Raw genomic sequence first — 19,867 nt, 5'->3', positions numbered from 1 at the left:
AAAACGAAAAAGCGGGCACGAAGCCCGCTTTTTGCAAGAACTGGCGGAGTGGACGGGACTCGAACCCGCGACCCCCGGCGTGACAGGCCGGTATTCTAACCAACTGAACTACCACTCCGCACTTGTAAACCCTGGCGTCCCCACGGGGATTCGAACCCCGGTTACCGCCGTGAAAGGGCGGTGTCCTAGGCCTCTAGACGATGGGGACCCGTCTTGACCTTCAACTGGTGGAGGTGAGCGGAATCGAACCGCTGACCTCTTGCATGCCATGCAAGCGCTCTACCAACTGAGCTACACCCCCGACGAAGCACCTGCAGCAATCCTGGCGGAGTGGACGGGACTCGAACCCGCGACCCCCGGCGTGACAGGCCGGTATTCTAACCGACTGAACTACCACTCCGCACTCGTAAACCCTGGCGTCCCCACGGGGATTCGAACCCCGGTTACCGCCGTGAAAGGGCGGTGTCCTAGGCCTCTAGACGATGGGGACCCGCAAAACCGTTTCTCTGGTGGAGGTAAGCGGAGTCGAACCGCTGACCTCTTGCATGCCATGCAAGCGCTCTACCAACTGAGCTATACCCCCGCAGCAGAAGAGCGCGCATGGTAGCAAAAAAACCATTCACTGTAAACCGGTTCCGCACGCCTTGCGGCATTGCCAATGAAACCTGGCGGAGAGGGCGGGATTCGAACCCGCGTGCCGGTTTTACCCGGCCATCCGATTTCGAGTCGGCGCCGTTATGACCGCTTCGGTACCTCTCCTGAAGCATGGAATTATAGCCAGCTCGCCAAAAAAAATCCATACTCTCGCGCGCGAGGCCGCCCCGGCATAAAGTTTTCCGCGGCCATGCCGTTAACGCCTTCACCTGCTCCCGCAAGGAAGACCCGATGCCCCGCCGATCCCTGCCCTTGCTGCTCCTTCTGGCCGCATCGCTGGCGGGCTGCGACGCCTTCTACGACGCCATCGGCCTGAACGACGCCAAGAAGGCAGAGGCCGAGGCCAAGGCGATCGGCGCCGCGTGCCGGCACGCCGGGCGTTCGCTCGAAGACTGCTACGCCCTCAATCCCAACGCCTCGAAAGCGGCGATCTTCGAGGGCTGGCGCGAAATGAACGACTACATGCTGCAGAACAACCTGCGCGAAGTACCACCGGTGTTCGCCCCCACCGAGCCGCTCAAACGCTCACAGCCCATCATCCCCAAAGCGGAGAACGTTCCCGGACCGTCCGTACCCGCCACGCCGGCACCGGCCGCACCGGGGCGATGACCCCCGGGCGGGAACACCCCTTCAGCGCGGCAGCATCCTCCGGCCCCGTTCAAGGCGCCGGGTTCGTGTAGCGAAGGTGGATTTCGTCGATGCGCGCGAGCACCTCCGGGCTCGGGCGCCAATCCCAGGCCCGGAGGTTTTCCTCCAGCTGCTCGGGGCGGGTGGCCCCGATGATGGTGCTCGTCACGCAGCGGCGATGGTAGACCCAGCCCAGCGCGAGCGTGGCCGGGCTCACTCCCAGCTCGCGCGCAAGCTGCGCGTAGGTCTCGACCGCCGGTTGGACATTGGGCTTGGCGTAGCGCTGTCCGAAGTTGGCAAAGCGCGTCAGGCGCCCCTCGGCCTGAGGATCGGCAAGGTATTTGCCGCTCAAGAGGCCAAAGGCGAGCGGCGAATAGGCGAGCAGTCCCACCCGTTCGCGGAAGCAGACTTCCTCCAGACCATACTCGAAGGTGCGGTTCATCAGATGATAGGCGTTCTGGATCGAGACGATGCGCGGCAAGCCATGCTCTCCGGCCAGGCGCACGAACTGCATCACACCCCAGGAATGTTCGTTCGAGACGCCGACATAGCGGATCTTCCCCTCCTCGACCAGCTTGGCGAGCGCTTCGAGCTGGGCGAGGATCGGCACCGTCGGCCGCTCCTTGTCCGGATCGAACCGCCAGTCCCCGAACATCGGCTGGTTGCGGTCCGGCCAGTGCAGCTGATAGAGATCGACGTAATCGGTCTGCAAGCGCCGCAGGCTGCCTTCGATCGCCTCGCGCAGATTGCGCTCGTCGAACCCGCTGGGACCGCCGCGAATCCAATTCAAACTGCGTGCCGGGCCAGCAGCCTTGGTGGCCAGGATCACCCGATCGCGCGGCTTGCGCTTGAGCCAGGTGCCGAGAATGCGCTCCGTCGCACCGTAGGTTTCGGCGCGCGCCGGCACGGGATACATCTCCGCCGTGTCGTAGAAATTGACCCCGGCCTCCCAGGCGCGATCGAGCAGCGCGTGCGCCTGCGCCTCGTCGTTCTGCTCCCCGAAAGTCATCGTCCCCATGCAGATCGCCGACACCTGCAAGGCGCCATCCCCCAGCGTGCGATACTCCATTGCCGTTCTCTCCTTCGTCGAAAAGCGCGCCGCCGCCGGCGCACCGCGGTATCATTGCCGTTTCATCCGTAGTGTACGCCATGCATTCCCCGCCGCAAGGGCTGATCGCCCTCACCCGCCCAGGTTTCGAGCCCGAAGTCGCCGTCGAGCTGCGCCGCTGGGCCGAGACCCACGGCATTCCCGCTGAAGTCACCATGCAGGTGCGCAGCGGCTACGTGCTGCTGGATGCCCACGCCCCGTTGCCGGACGACCTTCCCCTGCCCTCCTGGCGCGAGCTCGTGTTCGCCCGCGAGTGCATGCCCTGGTTCGACCGGCTGGCGCTGCCCGAACGCGATCGCGTGCGCCCCCTGGTCGAGAACATCGAGCACCACCACCCCCGCACGCGTTTCTCTGCCCTGCGTCTTGCCTTTCCCGACAGCGACGAAGGCCGCCCCCTCTCCGGTTTCTCCCGCCGACTGCGGCCGCACCTCGAGGCGGCGCTCGCCGATGCCGGCAAATTCGCCGAGCGCGCCCGCGAAACCCTCGTCGTTTTCTTTCCCTCCTCGCGCGAAGCCTTTTTGGGCAGCGCCCCCTCCAGGCTCCTCTCCCCCTGGGAGAACGGGATCCCGCGGCTGCGCCTGCCAGCGGCAGCGCCCAGCCGCTCCGCGCTCAAACTCGCCGAAGCGCTTCTCGTCCTGCTCGACGAAGACGAGCGCACCCGCTGGCTGCGCCCCGGCATGAAGGCGGTGGACCTGGGCGCCGCTCCCGGTGGATGGACTTGGCAAATGGTGCAGCGAGGTCTGCGGGTGAGCGCGATCGACAACGGCCGGCTGGATGCGCGGCTCCTCGCCTCGGAGCTCGTCGACTGGCAGCGCGCGGACGGCTTTACCTGGCGCCCGCGCGGTCGCGTCGATTGGCTGCTGTGCGACATGGTGGAGCAGCCCAGCCGCATCGCCGAACTCGTCGGCCGCTGGTTCGCCCAGCGCCTGTGCCGTTACGCCCTCTTCAACCTGAAACTCCCGATGAAAAAACGCCTCGAAGCCTTGGAAGACGCCCGCAAACGGCTGCAGCGGCTCACGCGCGGGGCCGACGGCATCGAACTGCGCTGCAAGCAGCTCTACCACGACCGTGAGGAAGTCACCCTCTTCGCCAGGGCGATCTCCTGAACGCGCTGCTGCCGATCATCCGATGCCGGCGTATAATTTCTTGCTTTCACCATTTTCTTCCGTTTCTGGAGCGCACGACCTCCGATGACCTTCTCCGAGCTTGGGCTTCTGCCTGAACTGCTTTCCGCCGTCAACGACCTCGGTTACACCGAACCCACGCCGATCCAGGCCCAAGCCATCCCGCGCATCCTCGCCGGCAAGGACCTCCTCGGCGCCGCCCAGACCGGCACCGGCAAGACTGCCGGATTCACCCTACCGCTGCTGCAGCGCCTGGCGCCCCACGCCAACACCTCGGCGAGCCCCGCCCGCCACCCCGTGCGCGCGCTCGTGCTCGCCCCCACGCGCGAGCTCGTGCTGCAGGTCTATGAATCCGTGCGTCAATACGGCAAATATCTGCCGCTGCGCGCCGCGGCGATCTATGGCGGCGTGGACATCAAGCCGCAGATCGAGGAACTGCGCCGCGGCGTGGAGATCGTCGTGGCCACTCCGGGGCGGCTGCTCGATCACCTCGAGCAGAAGACCATCCAGCTCAACCAGGTCGAATTCCTCGTCTTCGACGAGGCCGACCGGATGCTGGACATGGGCTTCATGCCCGACATCCGCCGCATCATGGAGCGCTTGCCGCGGGAACGTCAAACCGTGCTCTTCTCGGCCACCTTCTCGCCCGAGATCAAGAAACTCGCCCAACAGCTGCTGCACGAGCCGGAAACGATCGAAGTGGCGCGGCGCAACACGGTGAGCGAGACCATCACGCACCGCGTCGTGCGCTGCGAGGCCGCACACAAGCGCGACGCACTCGTCGAGCTGCTGCAGCGCCATCCTGGTCAGGCGCTCGTCTTCGTCGACACCAAAATCGCCTGCGGACGGCTCGCCTCGCTCCTGCAGCGGCGCGGCATCCAGGCCGAGGCGATCCACGGCGACAAATCCCAGCAGCAGCGTTTCGAGGTGCTCGAGGCATTCAAGAATGGCACGCTGCGCGTGCTCGTGGCCACCGACGTCGCCGCCCGGGGGCTGGACATCGAAGAACTGCCCTTCGTCATCAACTACGCCCTGCCCTCCAACCCCGAAGACTACGTGCACCGCGTCGGACGCACCGGCCGCGCCGGACACGAAGGCTTGGCAATCTCGCTCGTCGATGCGAGCGAAGAGGAGCGGCTGCAGGCGATCGAAAAGATGCTCGGTCGCCCCATTCCCGCCGAAACACTGGAGCCCCCGCCACGCGAACGGCGCGCCGAGCCCGCCCGCCGCCGTACCGAGCGCAGCGGACGCGCGCCCGACGGTTTCGACTTCTCCCGCCCCTACGAACCCAAGGCCGGCGCAGTGCTTGCCACGACGAAGCAGCAGCCGGAGGCACGTCGCGCAGGAAGCAAGAAAGCGGTGGCGGTGTTGCTGGGAGGCAGCGGACGCGCGCAGTGAGGCGACGAGGTCGAATCACCGCGGCGCGTTCTTTTCACTCCCACTCACTTATCAACGACAATCCCAACATATTGATTTCTGGTTTCTTTTACCGGTCGATTTTGCCAGATACCAGCAAAAATACCATTGCGAATCATCCCCTTGCTGATGCCTGTTGCTGCCGTATGTTGCCAGACGCACCCGCCAACCTTCTTTCGCGTGGAGCAGCGCGCCCATCCGGTTCATCCTACAGCACGGCTTCGAGCCCCTTGCGTTCGATCAGGTTGAGAAGTTTCAAGGACGGACCACTGGGCTTCTTGTCGCCCACCTGCTCTCAAAACCGTGCGCACTTTTGCGTACGTTTTTGAGAGCAGATCCAGTCAGGCCGACAGCGCCGCGACGCTTTCCGAGCCGGTGCCGCAGGCCGTAGCCGAGCGGCTGGCTAGTCTTGGCAGTGCGGTGTGGAGCGCCGCCGTCGAGTCCGCGCAGGCCCGGCTCGCCGCAGAGCGTGAGGCGTTGCAGGTAGCACGCACCGAGCTGGAGGCCGAACGCGCCGATGCGGTGGCGTTGGCTGACCGGCTGGTGCGCTGCGGGACCTCATCGGCAGACGTTACGATGGGCACGGACATGCCCCATGCGGCTACAATAGGCGACATGAACGCCCGCCACGACGCCAGCTACAAGCACCTCTTCTCCTCGCCCAAGGTGGTGCGCCACCTCGTCGAAGGGTTCATCCCCGACGAGGAGATGAAGCGCCTGGACTTCTCCACGCTCGAGCGCATGAACGCAAGCTACGTGAGCGAAGACCTGCGCGAGCGCGCCGACGACGTCGTCTGGCGGGTGAGAACCGAGGAAGACTGGCTCTACCTCTACTTCCTCATCGAATTCCAGAGCGGCGTCGACCGCTGGATGGCGGTGCGGCTCATGACCTACGTGGGGCTCCTATACCAGGACCTCATCAAGGGCGGGCAGATCGCGGGCCGGCACCTGCCGCCGGTGCTGCCCATCGTCTTCTACACGGGAGATACGCCCTGGAATGCCGCCACCGACATCGCCGAGCTGCTGCCCAAGGATCCGCCGGGGCTCATTGCCCGCTACCTGCCGCGGATGGCGTATCTGCTCATCGACGAGAACGCCTACAGTGACGAGGTGCTCGCCGGCTTGAAGAACGTGGTCGCCGCCACCATCCGGCTCAAGCGTCAGCAGAGCCCGCGGGATCTGGCCCGGTTCATCGAGGCGCTGCACCGCTGGTTTGCCGACGATGCGGAACTCGAACGCATCCTGAGCGTCTGGATTCGAGAATATCTGCTGCGCGACCTGCGCCCGGAACTGAACGTACCCGAAGCCCACGACCTGGGAGAGATCACCATGCAACTGGCCGAACGATTCAAACAGTGGGAACGAGAGGTCAAGACCGAAGGTCGGCTCGAAGGTCGGCTCGAAGGTCGGTTGGAAGGCGAAGCCCTTGCATTGCAACGCCTGCTCATTCGCCGCTTCGGTTCCTTGCCCGAATGGGTACAGGCACGTTTGCGCTCGGCAAGCGCTGACGAGATCGACACCTGGCTCGACCGCGTGCTCGATGCGACGCGCCTCGAAGATGTCTTCGGAGAATGACCCGGCGCGCGGCAGACCCCGTCATTCAGGGCGGGAAGGATGTCAACGAACGCCCAGTAAGGCAGGTGCTCAAGCCCCCTGCTACTCGTCCGCATCGGCCGAGCCAAGCACTTCCCCGACCTTCTCCAGGTCCATCCCTTCGGTCGGCGGACTACCATCTCGGCACAGATTGATGCCGTAGTCTATGGCGAAGTCGATCGTTTGCCCGTCTTTCGTGGGCACGTTCGCCTGCGTCAATCGCACATTGAGCCGTTTGCACCCCTCCTGCTTGAAGCTCTTGATGGTGGTTACCTCTGCCATGACTGGCGCGCTTGATTTGGTCGTCTCCCGGAACTTGTCCGCGATTGGGCCGACGATCTCGCCCTGGGCGCGTCCATCCGGAGCGTCGATGGCTTGCAGGAGCAACGGCTTGGCGCTGGTGTATTCGGCGGCGTGGGTGATGGGTATCAATACCATCGCAACCACCGTGACAATACCTTGGTGCAGTCTCATGGCATTTGCCTATTGCGAGTTTGTCGTTGTGCCGGCGTCAGTCTGTTGGGATCTACCGCCGAACTCACCCAACATCGCTCCCAAAGCCGCCTCGATGAGCGGCAAGGGCATGAGCTTTCTATCTTCCGCGCCCGCCGTGACCGACGCAGTACCAATGCGCGCCCCTTCGCGGCTGCGCATCTCCAGACTGATCGTGGCTTCTTGTCTGTACTCGCATCCCTTGAAACAAAAGCCGTCCGGGTCGCCTGCGACGAGGTTGTTGAACCAGCCTTTGAATCCGGTCGCTTCCCCAACGAAGTTCAGGAAATTCGACACCACCATCGACTCGCCGGCGCTCAAAACGGGGCCTCCGTGGGACAACACGATGTTCAACGACTCATTCTTTGTCTCGACATGGCCGGCCTTCTCGAACACTTCGCCCACATCGGCGCGTGCCTGACGGCTCCCGAACTCCCGCCTCGCCGCGTAAAAGCCTTCGCCTCCCAGGATCAGCTCCGCCTCCTCTTCCGAGGGTGCAATCTGACCGCCCAGGCTCGCCACGCGATCCGCCAGCACCTCTGTCAGCTTGCCGCTGTTCCTGAAGACCACGAACACCTTCTTCCCAGACAATTGCTCAAGCGGCAGACTGCCATCCTTCGTGATGGAGATGGCTGGCTGGCCCGGTTGCTCGTCACGTTGGCCGCTCTTGGTTTCATTCTGGCTTCCGGCCTGGTCATGATCCTGTGCGTGCAATGGCAGCGCCAGGCAGCCAATGACAGCCAGGACCGCTGTTTGTTTCGCGACCTTCTTCACAGCATCACCAGCGCGGAAGCCCCCGACTTCAGTCGGGGGAGGAAGCGCGGCCCCATGGGTTGACATATTGAACCAATCCGCCTATGACTATAGGCATGAAGCTGACCTTGCAGACACAACTTCTGCCTACATCGGAGCAAGCCGCTTTGCTCGAAGCGACCATGCGCGCCTTCAACGAAGCAGCCAACTGGTTGGCCGGAGAGGCGTTTGCAAGAAAGACCGCCAACAAAATCCTGCTGCAAAAGCTTTGCTACGCTGAGTTGCGCGAGAGATTCGGACTGTCGGCCCAGATGGCGGTGCGCTGCATTGCGCAAGTCTGCGAAGCCTACAAGCGGGACAAGTCCAAGCGACCGCAGTTTCGTCCGCTTGCCGCTGTCCCCTATGACCAGCGGTTGATGAGCTTCAAGGGCATTGACCGCGTGTCGCTTTTGACGCTCTCGGGTCGCATTCTCGTGCCCATGGTCATGGGCAAGTATCAGCAAGAACGGTTTACCGCCGCCAAGGGGCAATGTGATCTCGTCCTGCGCAAGGATGGCAAGTGGTTCCTGCTTGTGACCGTCGATCTGCCAGACGGCACCAAGCCGCCAACGACCGACTTCATCGGCGTCGATCTCGGAGTGGCCAATATCGCCACCGACAGCGACGGGCAACGCTATAGCGGCAATGCAGTAGAAGCGGTACGTATTAGACAACACGCGCTTCGCCGTAGCTTGCAGAAAGCCGCTGCGGGGAAAAAGCGGCGCGGACTTCGCCCCAAGAACATTCGACGCAAACTCAAGCGCTTGAGCGGCAAAGAGAGAAGATTTCGAGCCAACGAAAACCATCGTATTGCCAAATCGCTCGTTGCCAAGGCCAAAGGCACCGGGCGCGGAATCGCCTTGGAAGACCTCAAAGGCATCCGCGCTCGGACACGGTTTCGCAAGGCACAACGGGCGAGGATGGGCGGATGGGCTTTTCGTCAACTGCGCACGTTCATCGAGTACAAGGCAAGGCTCCATGGCGTGGATGTCGTGCTGGTTTCTCCTGCGTACACCAGCCAAACGTGCGCGGCATGTGGCCATGCAGCCAAAGCCAACCGCCCATCGCAAGCAGAGTTCCGCTGCGTGGTCTGTGGACATACCGACCATGCGGATGTGAACGCGGCAAGGAACATTCGTTCCATCGCCAGGGCCGCCGTCAATCGGCCTAAAGTCTCGGAACAGCATCAGGACCTCCTGTTTGCGTAGTACAGGGACAAGCCCCCGACTTCAGTCGGGGGTAGTTGACTGACTTCCTCGCTGATAGTAGTTTTGCACTTTCTGCTGCACAACTCCCTGCATGTTTTGTTGAATCCCAGAAAGGTCAGGCATCTTAATATTTCTCATGATCTCGTCCATAAACTCGGAAAGATCGATTCTGGAGAAATCGATCCTCGCGAATTCTTCCTGAGTAAAACCGGAGCAGTTTGGGCTTTTTGCACTTCCCCATCCCTTTCCGATTTGGGCTCTGCCCTGCTCGTTGATTATCTTGGCAAGGCGGCTGTTGAAGCAGCAATAGGATTTCGTTCTCTCGATGCACGTTTTAACGACGGGAAGTTTCTTCGAGCAATACGATCCCACCTCATGGCAGAGATTCTGCCCGCGGCGCAGGGCGAGGATTTGTTCCTTCTGCTCACAGGAAAGCATCTCTTGCACGATCATCATTCCAACTTGTAACGCAAATGAATATGGATCGAATCCTACGAATTCCAGTCCGGCAGCCGGTGAGAAAGAAAACTGGAGGCCATAGAAACTGGTAAGGGTAGTCGATGACCAAGCGTTCGAACTCCATGCATCTAAGGCCCTGTTGACGAGCCACGGCACATCCGAAGCATACAAAGCGTCATATACGTATGGCGAACCAAAAAATCTGGCAGCCTCAGCTCCTCCTGCTAGTAGTGCCATGTTCTTATTACTCATTCCAGCGCCGCCACCGCTCTTCTGGCAGCAGTTGGCGAGGCCGAATAGCTTGATCTTGCAGCTCGATTTCACTCCGCTGAATATTTGAATCGTGTTCGGGTCCAAGTAGGTACCTGCTTCTCTGGCCGCTTCCATGAGCGCCATCGCACGGGCGAAATCGGGATCGTTTTCATATCCCTTGTCGAAGCATTTCCCGTCCTGACAGAAAAATTGACCGGAGCAGTCCGTGACCGTGCTAGTCTTCGGCGGTTGCGACATGCACCGATAGGTCCGCTCCGTGTAGGCACACGTGCCGTTGATCATATCGTCCGGATCGCAGGACGACGTCGATTGGAGCGTACAGTTAGGATTGCTCGCGTAGCCATCGCACTCCGATGTATACGATCTGCCAGTGAAACAAGCGTATGTTTCCTGTTTTTTGTAACACCCATCTGGGGCTACTTGAGAAGAACTAATACCAGGAGGCAGCGGATTGTCCGGCGTCGTCTGGACGCACCGGCTTTCCGCGATCTGACAGTTGGTGTTTCCGCTCAGGCTACTGCAAGGCGACGCGTCGTAGTTGCTGGAAATCAGGGTGTACGTATCGTTGAGCCTGATCGTGTTCGTCGGGGTCGGTTTCGATGGATCGTTGCAGCGCCAGGTCTGAGTGTATTTCATGCAGCCGCTATTGAGAATGGAATCCCATTGCGAGCATTGCGAACTGGTTTGCCAGCACGCAGGCTGCGCATCGACGAACGGCTGACAGTAGTTGACTGCATTCGGCTTGATGCAGGTATAGGTGTCCTCGTACTCCCAGCACGACAACCCGAACTGGGACAGACATACCTGTTGCCCCGAAATGGTCTTGCAGGGTGTCGAATCGACACACACGGAACCGGTTTTTTTGCAATCCCCTGCAAGAGCAGCGCTGTTCAATATAAAGAAGAAAAAAATCATTGCAGAGATGCGGTACATCATTGCGCCCTCGCTTCAAGCGACGCACAACCGTTTTGTGTAGAAATGCTACACTGGAGGGGGCATTTTTGCCTTGTGGTTATTTGGATTGCGTTTTCGCCAGACCCCCCTACAATGGTACGCGTGAAAATAGTATTAGACCCATTCCTGAGGTATGGCCTCAAATCAATGTTTAGGTTAAAATTCCAGCTTGTCTTTAGTTCTGCGTAGCCGAAACAATTTGAGCAATACTGAACCATCCCGGTTCGGGAATCGTATGGTATACAATTCCACCCCCCACTAACTTTTGTACAACTTTCATAGTAGTCAAAACTCCCATTTTCCCCGTACCACGCGCCAATACTAGCGCAAGCCCAATTTCCATGTTTATTATATACTTCTTGGCAAATATTAAAATTGTTAGATTCAAAGACCGGCGCTGGCTGATAGATTAACAGTCGGTCGCCTCCTTTTGGGCCAACATAGACGGTGGTGCCGTTCACCTGAACTAGAAGCCAGTCGTCAAACGAGACTCTAGTCAGTGCAAATACGGTAATCAAATTGAGATCGCTGATTGTGAAAGTTAAAGTACGATCGTATACCCCATCACGCCAATAGTTATCGGCGATAGTGCCGAACTGTAGGATATAGTTCCCCCCGCCGCTTGGGAACCACGACGTAGCCATGTCTCCTGCCCAGCTATTGGGTATGATGCCACCACGATCACATCCATCCCCTCCACCCGTACACGTGATATTCGAGCTACGTCGACACTTCAGCGTCTCATACGCATTTATCGTCTGATCGCACTGGAAGTTGGAATCGGTGTCGATGTTGACGAGACGGCCCATTGTGCATTGCTGCTCATTGACTTCCTTGAAGGACGAACACGTTTCGGTGGAGTACTGCGCGGGAGTCGTCTCCACCCGCGTCGTGCATTGTGAACCGGATCCGGTTCCGCCATTGATTCCGAGCGACTTGAAGAATTCTTCTGCATTGTCCCTCGCGTGTTTTGCCGCAAGGATCATCGGGTCGTTCTTGGTGATGTTGAATTGCGGCCTGATCTGTGGATTACGCGCCAGGAAGTTCACCGCCTCGCACTCCTGACGCTTGATGGGATCGGAGTCGGGCGTTGCTGTCGCGCAGTTCTGCATCTTCGCCACCCCAGGCCCGGACAATTGCCCCTGCCCGCCTTGAAAGAATTGTGTCTCGGAAGGATTCGTGCCGTAGCCGGGTATCTTGTCGGATGCAGCCCCGCTATTGATCCCGGAAAACGCACTCTGGTTGACCGAACTGCCCAGGCTCTTGCCATCCTGAAAGGCTCCGTTCTGGTCGGCAAGGACGACACCTGTCAAGGACAGCGTTACAAGCGCAAGCGCAAGCGCCCATCTCCTGTGCCCGGAGCTTCCGGCTTTCGTCGAGGGAAGGTTGACTGGCGGCTTCTCGGCGGCCTTTTCGACGATCCGATGTATTTCCGGCATTAGCTCGGAGAAGTTTCCCGGAGGGATTCCGATCTTGCGCGCAATTTCTTCGGTATCCCACGCCGGCGGCAAACGTCCGTCGACGGCGTACCCAAGGACGATGGCCGCAAGCCGGGGTGAAAGCGCCGGAAAGCGATCCCGGATTGCCTCGACACAGGCTTTCCAGTGCGTGTGCAAAACCCGTTCGCGTATCGTCGGTTTCAATCCATATGACATTCTTCGAAGCCTCTTTGCGGATCGCGATGGGTCGGCATCAGTCGATCCCTCGGACGATCTTGCTGCGGTAGTACCTTGCCAGTGGCGCCCAGGCAGGGCTCTTGCGCTCGATGTAGTCGAGCGCGTAATCGAGCGAAACGTCCCCTGAGACCTTCACGAAGGTATCGGGCTGCGAGCATCCGTTCTCGAGCACGGCACCGGCACGAGGCTGCGCGATGACGACCGCGGGAACGCGCGTCACACTGAACTGCTGGAATGCCGGCGGATGAATGGCTACGGAGACGTTTCGCCCACCAAGGATCTTCTGCACCTCCTCGCCCATCTTGGTCATCGAATCGCCTTTGAGTCCCCGGAAGACGAGCGTTGCTCCGGCTCGCTCCGCTTGCGCTACAAGGCGATCAAACGCCTCCTTTGGCATCGAGAGAGACACCAGCACGAGCAGATCTGGCTGAGCGTTCTGGTCGATGGCCGCTTGCCCGAGCTGCTCGTATTTTTCGGCGATCCGTGCAATGTCGGGAGCGGGTGCAGCCGGCTTCGGCACGGATTCGACCTTTGGCATGCCAGCCACCCCATATTGCTGCTCGATGCCGTCTACACTCGGTAGGCGATTCATCGCTTCGCGCGCCCTCGCCTGTGCCTTCGAGATTTCTTCGTCGGTCGGCAGTCTCACCGCGCCCTGCTGGGGAGAAAAGCGTTCCTGGGCCGACGCAAGGGGAAGCGTCAGCGCCAGGAACAAAAGGGGGAGGAGGAGAGGTATGCGGTACTTCGACATGCTCAATTCCCGATGCTCACGGCGCCTTGGCAACAATTGCGCTTGCGGAATATCTGATAGGCGAAATCCTCGCCCTCGAACGGGAATTCGCGACCAGCGCCCCATAAGATGGTCGACCGCCCCAATGGCTGGCAGCACTTCCCGGCAATCTTCTTGGTCTGCGGGATCGGGTAGAGCATTTGGTACTTATAGCCGGTCTTGTCCATCACGGGCTGCGGGTAGTAGCCGCATAGCCCATCGTCGCCCGACGCGGCCCACATCAACCCTTCGCGGTGCATTTTGGCGATGATCCGGTAGACCTCCAAACTCGATGCTTGCACGCCCCCCACATGGGCTTGTACGTTGCCATTCAGTGGGTACAGGCTGCCTTGGCACCCGGCGCACCAGAAGAAGAGGTTGTTTGGAAAACCCGATGTCGCAGCAACGCAATCCGCAGCGCATGCCGCGCGCGCGGGCATGTTTCCAAATAGATAGACATCCGGATTTAGGATCCGGGTTAGCTCGTCGTCCTTCCATAGCGGGTCGAGCTCGGTGAGGTAGGCTACGTCGAAACCCGTATTCTCCAGGCAACCGTTGTCCAGAATGGCCTGCAAGTAGTAGATGACCGGGTCGACATACCAGTGCACCTGATAGAAGGAAGACTGGTCCTGGGCGTCTCGACGGTAACGGGATGCAGGTGGCGCGTCGAATCCTGGGTCCATCTTGATGCCGCCAAGACTCACCATGCAGAAGGGGCTGCGTACGACATCGACACGGCGCACGGGCTCCCAGAAGCTCACCTTCATGCCGATCTTTGGCGGATTGCCGCAAAAACAGAGCGGATTTCCTCCGGGATTGGGTGTGTCCTCCTGGTCCAGGGAAGCAAGCGTTATGCCGGCGATGCGCAGCGGGAAGATGCACGACCAGCAGATGTCCGTAATCGGGTTGGCGAACTTGCCTTTGCAGGTCTGGGCCATTGCCGGCATCGTTGAAAAGAGGACGAGCAGGCCGAGAAACACGCTCAGGCTACGGGCGAATTTCATCGACACGGATCCTTTTTCCTTCCTGGGAGACCACGGCGGGGGACTGGGTAATAGAGAATCGCCTGGATAGCGCTCCTCCCTGGTCATAGAACACCTCCCTCTTCCACTCGCGCATGAGCTTGAGCGGTTCTCCGGCGACCAGGATCGGCTTCACTGGCAGCGCCGATTCGGCCATGAACCGCTTTGCGAATTCCACTTGCTTCTCGTCCCGCCCGTCGAAGAAGAGCAAGACCTTGCTCATGCGGTCGTAGTCGAAAGGATTGATCTTCGTGCCGGCCGGATAGAGGATCCTGCCGTGCTCATCCTGAACGTTGCGATCGAGAGTGAACGTGGGATCGATGTAATACGTTCGGGCCGTTTCCGTGGGGCGTATACCGGGAACGGGTTTGGGGCGCTCGATGCCGTCGAGGACCTTGCGCTTGTAATCCTCCTGCATACGGTCGAGCTCGCCGGTTCTCTCCAGGTGACGTAGTTTTTCCTGAATGACCGCGATGAGATCGCGCTCGGCGATCTCGTACGTCGGACCGATCGCACCCAGGTCTTCGGCTTTAGCGGAGGACCATGGGACGAGCAGAATCAGCGAAACGGTTGCAAGCGTTCTCGATGTCATGGGAGATATGCTTACACACGTGGTCCTTCGAATCGAGGACTAAAAAAGCTCATTTAGCTTTCTTTTCAACGCCTAAACCGGACGGTCAAACCATCCACCGATAGCCTATCTGGGTTTTTACTCGCCAACTCCATCAGACGTCTATGCGTGATCCGCAACCCGCGTCTTTTGCACGCCGCGAGTACGTCCTGCTTGCCGATGAGGAGGTATCCGTCGGGCTGTACGGTTGCGGGCAGTTCTTCGATCGCCGCTATCACGTCGTCCACGGAGGGCAATCCGGGAGATTGCGACGCGCTTCCCGCGTCCCGATCTCCGTCCGTTCCTTCAGCGTCGAGGGCGGGCGGCTTGCCCGGCTGCTCCTGCGTTTTGACATCGGTTTTGGCTTCGCCGTAACCCGCTTCGCCCGCGTTCTCGCCAAGGCTTACCGCCTCGAGCTTTGGCTTGCTGTCCTGCTTCGCGGGTTTCGCGCGCACCTGCGAGCGCTCCGGTTCGGCTGATTTTTCCTTATCCTCCTGGCTCGGCGAATTTTTGACTTCGGACTCGATGCGTCCGCCATCCATGGCTGCGCCGGCCTCACGGATCAACGTCTGGCTGATTTCCGGCGTCAGGCGGATGGCTTTCGCAATGCCGTCCCTGAACTGTGCTTCCACGACCTTTTTCAAGGGAGCCATCTGGTCGATCCACAACCACTCTCGGCTACCCAGCTCATCGAGGATCCTCTTGGCGGTCAGCCCATATCCGCTGAACGCATCTGGCCACCGAAGCAGAACATTCCGGTCGGCGTCGATGATGGCATCAATTCCCCACTGCTTGTCGCCGGACTTGAGGTCTTGCGCGAGCGCCTTGAGGGTTTCCCCTACGGGTCCGTCGAGCCGGATCTCGTTCTTGGCTTTTTGGTCTCCGGCGTCTGGCTTGGGTGATGCGAGCATCGGCTTCGAAACAGACCGGGCCGCCGCAGGTCCGGCCGAACGCGGTCCGTCCGCAGCCTCGATCTTGGCATTGCGCAGTATCTCCGGTTGCTCCCGATGTGCCACATCGCTCGACTCGGCGGTGGAATGCTCCGCCGCTTCCGCTGGTGCCGATGTCTCGTTACCTGCGTGCGCTGCGGCGCCATCCTCATCTTCCTCGACGAGTCTCCCCTCTACTGGCGGGATGGGGCTGGACGACACAATGGCGTCGTCGCGCAACCTGATCGCCGAAAGCTTGATGCCGGGGATTTTCTCCGCCAGACAGGCAGGAGCAATCTTCCAGAGCCGATCGCCCGGTGCGGCACCATCGCGCACGAATGCGATCTGTCGTTCCACCAGCATATCCAGGATGCCGTCAGGCGTCCTGGGAATTCCCGGTATGCCGTCCTCGCGCACTTGTCTGGCAATCTCCTCTCCGGCGGCCGGCCAAATCAGGTAGATGTTTCCGCCTATGTTCCACAGCCGCGCACCGGGTTCGTTGATGAGCCACACCCCTTCCTTGATGAGGCGGCGCATGATGTCCGTCAGATGACGCTCGACGGGCACGCCAAGGTCGTATCCCGCCATTGCGACGCCGAGCGTCTTTAGATCGCGCTCGACGCTGGTTTGATCGGCCTTGACGACCAGATCGTAGATGAGGTTCGTCGGGCTTGGATTACAGGTGAGAGACTCCATCAGCCAGACGATGAGCTCGGTTCCCCCTTCTTCGATCCATTCGAGCGCTTCCGCTCCGATGATTCGATCCGCGATCAGATTCGACAGCGCGGTATGTTGCCGCGCCCTGCCCTCACGCCAATCGAGAAAATACGCCTCGATGCCGTTCTTTCTGGCCCAGTCGTAAAGGTCTTCCTTGATAGGCTTCCAAAGCGTCGTCCGATCCATGTTCGTCACGACGAGATCGGTCACAGGTTTGCCCGCGTCGTGACACAGCGCCGCGAGAAACACGGCGAGTTGCCAGCGAGGCTCCATCTCGCGCCGTTGATACGGTGTCTTCGCGGCATCCAGCAACACCTTGTCGGCAGACTGTAGCGCCCAAAGGGCGACCTCGATGGAATGCCGAAGGAGGCCGCCGGCGCCCCTGTGATGATGGGACTGCGAGGCTGGCAGAAGATGGGCGAATCGCGCAAAGCGCTCGATTGCAGGCAGGTAGTAGCGCTCGAACTGCGTGGGCGGGGCGATCGCCGTATCAGCGATGCGTTCGATCAGCGCGGATTGCGTCTCCACCAGCTTTTCTGGCGGCACGACCGGCAGACCTTTCATGAATGGCGGATAGCGCGGAATCTCGTCGCTCGACCAGTGGTAGATCGGCTCGATGTTCTTCGCACGTGGATCCCGCTGGCCCGGTTTCCTCTTCAGCCAAGAAAACATCGTTGCTCAAAAGACCCGAAATGCCCGGCCGACGATCCGATCGTCGCCGATCCAACCCACCAAGGCGTACCGCGAATCGAGGCTGTCGGGATTGGGCGCGGCCATGTAGTAATGCCCAGGCGGGATCTTGCCTACCGGCCCCGGCTCGAGTGGGACGCCCTCCCTCGATGTCGGCTTGGCGCGCCCCACGAACAGACCGTCGACGTAGTAGTCCCAGTACCCCTCCCCCACGTCCACGCGCTCCACTACCGAGCCTGGGGTGCCCACCATGCGCTTGAGAAACAGGCTTCCCCGTTCGTAAGGTCCCCCGCCGCCGTACCGAAACGCGGCCAGATCGCCTTTGTCCGGTCTCGCGCCTTTCTGGACGAGAAAGACCGTACCCGGCAACGAGTCGGAGACGTTTATGGAAACGGTGAAATAGCGCCCAAAAGCTGCGATGGCCACCAGCAGCCAGAGATAGATCGGCGCCCTTCGGCCGATGTGATGGAAGATGCAATCGAGCATGCCGGGGATGTTACTTCCCGGATCGCTCGATTTGCGTTCGAAAAGGGTCGCTCGATGACCCATTTCGGTATGTCGGATACCGCGCCGAATCAAAACGGAAAATCTGGCGGAAACCACGGACCGACGTCGGGATCTTCCTCGGTATTCGGATCGATGATCCAGCAGCCGTCGGCGTCGACCTCGGCGCACCACCCCCGCGCCTGCGGCGGCAGAGTGCCGCGTTCGATGAGCCGCTCGACGAGCGCCTCGCGCTTCTGAGGCGACAAGAGTTCCCCCAGCGGGCCGACCAGCTCCTCGAGGGCATCCCACGGCACAAGCAGCGCCGCCTGCCGCCGGGTCCATCCGGCACGAATGTATCTAATTACTAGAGGTGTAGACTGGTCCGTTGTCATCAGTTTGCGCGGGAAACCCCGGCCTTCAGGCCGGGGAGGGAGAGCGCGGCGTGCAGGGCACGCCCCTTTTCCCGCTTCCTCCTTTCGTCAAGTCGCTCTCTTGATCCACGAATATCCCTACTTGTTTACGTTCGTCCCTTACGGGACCAGTGACGGGTCCATCAGGACCGCTCCCCTCGACCGTGTGCGATGGCAGCTTCGGCGGTTTTCCCGCCAGGAGAGGGACCGTTTCGTGGCGCTCCCTTGCCGTGTCTGCATCCCTCTCTTCCAGAGCCGCAGACTGAGGAAGCATCTGCGGGTGGGTCTTCGCACTTCCATCACACGTCGCGCGATTGCTCGCGCCTGGTCTGGTCAACCGAGCTTGGGGTTACAAGCTCCGCCCTTTAGGGCGGGGAGGATTGACAAATCCTCAAACGACCTTTGTGTCACAAAACGGGCATCGTTCTGTATGTCTGCTGCCGGCGTCATAGATGAACGCCGCGCTGCATACAGTACATCTGGCCAGTACCACGATCCGCGCTCTGATGTCTCTGATGGCAAAGTACGCTGCATTGATGTCGACTGGCGCACACAGCCTCTGGAACTCACGCCATGTCGTCAGCAAGCATTCTGGCGTCAGCTTCGATCCGTGCAGTCTTTTATGCAGCGCGGCGAAGGCGGAAAGTTTCGCCGCCGAATCCTTGTCCTTTATGAAGGACAGGACGGACTCAGGCAACTTTCCGTTTGACGGTTTGACGCCGTGGACGTCCCACCACCATTGCCGCAGAGTGCGCGTTCCTATGCCGGTCATCCCGCGGACGATGGATAACCGCAGCCCGGCCTGAATGAGGTCGTAGGCCAACCGCAAATGTTCGAGTTCGGCTATCTCGACCATGGCGCTCAGCGACTACCTGAAGCGACAACGGCGAGCGAATAGGCCGCTCTCTGTCCATCTTGAAGCGATGCCAGTCGAGCCAACTCGGCCTCGTTGAGCCTTATCGTTATGAGACTGATTCCGATTCGTTCCGCTATCGCCTCGATCTGGTCGAGGCTGAGGTTGGCCAGCCGTTCCAGAACGGGTCGAGGCAAGCCGGTTACGATCTCGCCGGACTCGGACTTGGAGTTTGCGAGCTGCCTTGCCATAATCAGAAACTGTCGATTTATCGAAACGATGTCGTTCATGGCGCGTTTCCAACATTTCGTACGATTCCATTATAGACCGTATACGGTATCCGTCAAGGAAAAAGATCACTAAAAGGGGTTGTTTTGGCTTCGACGATCGCAGACCGTCTTAGGATGTGGAGAATGCATCTGGGGCTAACCCAGAAGGAGTTCTCCAGCCTGACAGGGTTGCACATTGGGGTTGTTCGCAAGTACGAAAACGGGGTCAACGTGCCAGGCGGGGAAGCCCTCGTCGCCATCGCCAAAACAGGCGTAAACCTAAACTGGCTTCTCTTGGGGCAAGGAGACATGTGCGCGGAAACCTCATCGGAGAGTCCCGCCCCCCGCGACACCTATCTTCGAAAAATCGACGCCGTGAAGGGGTTGCTCGACGGACTGGACGAGGATAGGCGCAACGCCGTGCTCGAGGAAATTTTTTCTCGCGTTCAGGAAGCGAAACGAGTAGCCGACCTGGAAGAGCTGGTCAGAGAGATGGCGAGAAAACTCGGCTGAGAACCTGTCTGAATGTTAGGTACCGGACGATTGCATCGATCCGCGACGTCGTGCATTATTGGGCACCTCGAAAAACTCCTCTCCCCCACTCTGATAAAATTCCCCTGTCCTGATTCGAGAGGAGCCCGAACCATGACGCGCCGCACTGCGATCCAGCCCGACCTCTTTGCCGCAGAAGAACATCGCGCCAAGCTCGAGCGGCTCGGCGATCCTCACCAGGAAA

Annotated in this window: 20 protein-coding genes, 7 tRNA genes and 1 pseudogene; 6 read left to right on the top strand and 22 right to left on the bottom strand. The window is 60.2% G+C overall.

The genetic code is table 11. The annotated features are described in order from the left end of the window. Positions 1-41: 41 nt before the first annotated feature. The 7 genes from EPD82_RS07765 to EPD82_RS07735 all read right to left on the bottom strand — a co-directional run bounded on the left by EPD82_RS07765 (position 42) and on the right by EPD82_RS07735 (position 759). Positions 42-118 (bottom strand) — tRNA-Asp (locus EPD82_RS07765). Positions 119-132: 14 nt separating this feature from the next. After that, positions 133-208: transfer RNA gene (locus EPD82_RS07760), tRNA-Glu, on the bottom strand. 17 nt (positions 209-225) lie between these two features. After that, a tRNA-Ala gene (locus tag EPD82_RS07755) sits at positions 226-301 on the bottom strand. 22 nt (positions 302-323) lie between these two features. After that, positions 324-400: transfer RNA gene (locus tag EPD82_RS07750), tRNA-Asp, on the bottom strand. A 14-nt stretch (positions 401-414) separates the two neighbouring features. After that, a tRNA-Glu gene (locus EPD82_RS07745) sits at positions 415-490 on the bottom strand. Positions 491-507: 17 nt separating this feature from the next. Then, positions 508-583 (bottom strand) — tRNA-Ala (locus EPD82_RS07740). An 83-nt stretch (positions 584-666) separates the two neighbouring features. Further along, positions 667-759 (bottom strand) — tRNA-Ser (locus EPD82_RS07735). A 126-nt stretch (positions 760-885) separates the two neighbouring features. Here EPD82_RS07735 and EPD82_RS07730 point away from each other — a divergent pair. Further along, positions 886-1,263 (top strand): hypothetical protein, encoded by a 378-nt coding sequence (locus EPD82_RS07730; protein WP_072247987.1) that lies wholly within the window; start codon positions 886-888, stop codon positions 1,261-1,263. 49 nt (positions 1,264-1,312) lie between these two features. On the opposite strand, the gene EPD82_RS07725 is transcribed toward EPD82_RS07730, so the two are convergent. Next, positions 1,313-2,350 (bottom strand): aldo/keto reductase, encoded by a 1,038-nt coding sequence (locus EPD82_RS07725; protein ID WP_141056323.1) that lies wholly within the window; start codon positions 2,348-2,350, stop codon positions 1,313-1,315. An 80-nt stretch (positions 2,351-2,430) separates the two neighbouring features. Between EPD82_RS07725 and rlmM the strand changes: the two genes are divergently transcribed. Beyond that, the gene (gene rlmM / locus EPD82_RS07720; RefSeq protein ID WP_141056322.1) at positions 2,431-3,495 is read left to right on the top strand and encodes a 23S rRNA (cytidine(2498)-2'-O)-methyltransferase RlmM; all 1,065 of its coding nucleotides are present in this window, start codon (positions 2,431-2,433) and stop codon (positions 3,493-3,495) included. 84 nt (positions 3,496-3,579) lie between these two features. Then, a complete protein-coding gene (locus EPD82_RS07715) occupies positions 3,580-4,911 on the top strand; it encodes a DEAD/DEAH box helicase (RefSeq protein WP_141056321.1) in 1,332 nt (443 codons plus the stop codon). A 51-nt stretch (positions 4,912-4,962) separates the two neighbouring features. Here EPD82_RS07715 and EPD82_RS11935 read toward each other — a convergent pair whose 3' ends face one another. Further along, entirely contained in the window at positions 4,963-5,127 is a 165-nt protein-coding gene (locus EPD82_RS11935) for a hypothetical protein (protein WP_170210808.1), read from the bottom strand. 10 nt (positions 5,128-5,137) lie between these two features. Next, positions 5,138-5,215, bottom strand: a pseudogene (locus EPD82_RS12400) (helix-turn-helix domain-containing protein); the annotation flags it as partial. 17 nt (positions 5,216-5,232) lie between these two features. On the opposite strand from EPD82_RS12400, the gene EPD82_RS07705 reads away from it, so the two are divergent. After that, complete coding sequence (locus tag EPD82_RS07705) at positions 5,233-6,504, top strand: Rpn family recombination-promoting nuclease/putative transposase (protein WP_141056320.1); 1,272 nt, start codon at positions 5,233-5,235, stop codon at positions 6,502-6,504. A gap of 81 nt (positions 6,505-6,585) precedes the next feature. Here the strand turns inward: EPD82_RS07705 and EPD82_RS07700 are convergent, their stop codons facing one another. Both EPD82_RS07700 and EPD82_RS07695 read right to left on the bottom strand, forming a co-directional pair. After that, a complete protein-coding gene (locus EPD82_RS07700; RefSeq protein ID WP_141056319.1) occupies positions 6,586-6,996 on the bottom strand; it encodes a hypothetical protein in 411 nt (136 codons plus the stop codon). 9 nt (positions 6,997-7,005) lie between these two features. After that, positions 7,006-7,788, bottom strand: coding sequence for a hypothetical protein (locus EPD82_RS07695; RefSeq protein WP_141056318.1), 783 nt, complete (start codon positions 7,786-7,788; stop codon positions 7,006-7,008). Positions 7,789-7,883: 95 nt separating this feature from the next. Here EPD82_RS07695 and EPD82_RS07690 point away from each other — a divergent pair, with 95 nt between their 5' ends. Beyond that, positions 7,884-9,014, top strand: coding sequence for an RNA-guided endonuclease InsQ/TnpB family protein (locus EPD82_RS07690; protein WP_141056317.1), 1,131 nt, complete (start codon positions 7,884-7,886; stop codon positions 9,012-9,014). Between the two features lie 21 nt (positions 9,015-9,035). Here EPD82_RS07690 and EPD82_RS07685 read toward each other — a convergent pair whose 3' ends face one another. From EPD82_RS07685 to EPD82_RS07645, 10 genes are all read right to left on the bottom strand, one after another. Continuing rightward, positions 9,036-10,682 carry a conjugal transfer protein TraN gene (locus tag EPD82_RS07685; protein ID WP_141056316.1) on the bottom strand — a complete coding sequence of 549 codons (1,647 nt, stop codon included), beginning with the start codon at positions 10,680-10,682 and terminating at the stop codon, positions 9,036-9,038. After that, the gene (locus tag EPD82_RS07680) at positions 10,679-12,343 is read right to left on the bottom strand and encodes a hypothetical protein (RefSeq protein WP_141056315.1); all 1,665 of its coding nucleotides are present in this window, start codon (positions 12,341-12,343) and stop codon (positions 10,679-10,681) included. Before EPD82_RS07680 ends, EPD82_RS07685 begins: the two co-directional genes overlap by 4 nt. 49 nt (positions 12,344-12,392) lie before the next feature. Further along, entirely contained in the window at positions 12,393-13,127 is a 735-nt protein-coding gene (gene trbC, locus EPD82_RS07675; protein WP_170210807.1) for a type-F conjugative transfer system pilin assembly protein TrbC, read from the bottom strand. A 2-nt stretch (positions 13,128-13,129) separates the two neighbouring features. Continuing rightward, the gene (gene traU, locus EPD82_RS07670; RefSeq protein ID WP_141056313.1) at positions 13,130-14,149 is read right to left on the bottom strand and encodes a conjugal transfer pilus assembly protein TraU; all 1,020 of its coding nucleotides are present in this window, start codon (positions 14,147-14,149) and stop codon (positions 13,130-13,132) included. Continuing rightward, positions 14,133-14,759, bottom strand: a complete 627-nt coding sequence (gene traW, locus EPD82_RS07665) for a type-F conjugative transfer system protein TraW (RefSeq protein ID WP_082438461.1) — start codon at positions 14,757-14,759, stop codon at positions 14,133-14,135. The genes traU and traW overlap by 17 nt, the downstream gene beginning before the upstream one ends. A 65-nt stretch (positions 14,760-14,824) precedes the next feature. Continuing rightward, positions 14,825-17,095: a MobH family relaxase gene (mobH, locus tag EPD82_RS07660; protein ID WP_141056312.1), complete on the bottom strand. Its 2,271-nt coding sequence runs from the start codon at positions 17,093-17,095 to the stop codon at positions 14,825-14,827. Positions 17,096-17,101: 6 nt separating this feature from the next. After that, on the bottom strand, positions 17,102-17,599 hold the full coding sequence (locus tag EPD82_RS11925; protein WP_055424254.1) for a S26 family signal peptidase: 498 nt from the start codon (positions 17,597-17,599) through the stop codon (positions 17,102-17,104). Positions 17,600-17,688: 89 nt separating this feature from the next. Beyond that, the gene (locus EPD82_RS11920; protein ID WP_170210806.1) at positions 17,689-17,991 is read right to left on the bottom strand and encodes a hypothetical protein; all 303 of its coding nucleotides are present in this window, start codon (positions 17,989-17,991) and stop codon (positions 17,689-17,691) included. Positions 17,992-18,400: 409 nt separating this feature from the next. Next, complete coding sequence (locus EPD82_RS07650) at positions 18,401-18,865, bottom strand: FlhC family transcriptional regulator (protein WP_055424252.1); 465 nt, start codon at positions 18,863-18,865, stop codon at positions 18,401-18,403. Between the two features lie 5 nt (positions 18,866-18,870). Next, complete coding sequence (locus EPD82_RS07645) at positions 18,871-19,152, bottom strand: flagellar transcriptional regulator FlhD (RefSeq protein ID WP_055424251.1); 282 nt, start codon at positions 19,150-19,152, stop codon at positions 18,871-18,873. An 84-nt stretch (positions 19,153-19,236) separates the two neighbouring features. Here EPD82_RS07645 and EPD82_RS07640 point away from each other — a divergent pair, with 84 nt between their 5' ends. Continuing rightward, positions 19,237-19,644 (top strand): helix-turn-helix domain-containing protein, encoded by a 408-nt coding sequence (locus EPD82_RS07640; protein WP_141056310.1) that lies wholly within the window; start codon positions 19,237-19,239, stop codon positions 19,642-19,644. Positions 19,645-19,867: the final 223 nt, after the last annotated feature.

It is taken from the genome of Tepidiphilus succinatimandens, assembly GCF_006503695.1.
Taxonomy (GTDB): Bacteria; Pseudomonadota; Gammaproteobacteria; order Burkholderiales; family Rhodocyclaceae; genus Tepidiphilus; species Tepidiphilus succinatimandens.
The sequence above is the reverse complement of the archived record's forward strand: the minus strand, read 5'-3'. Positions and strand labels throughout refer to the sequence as shown.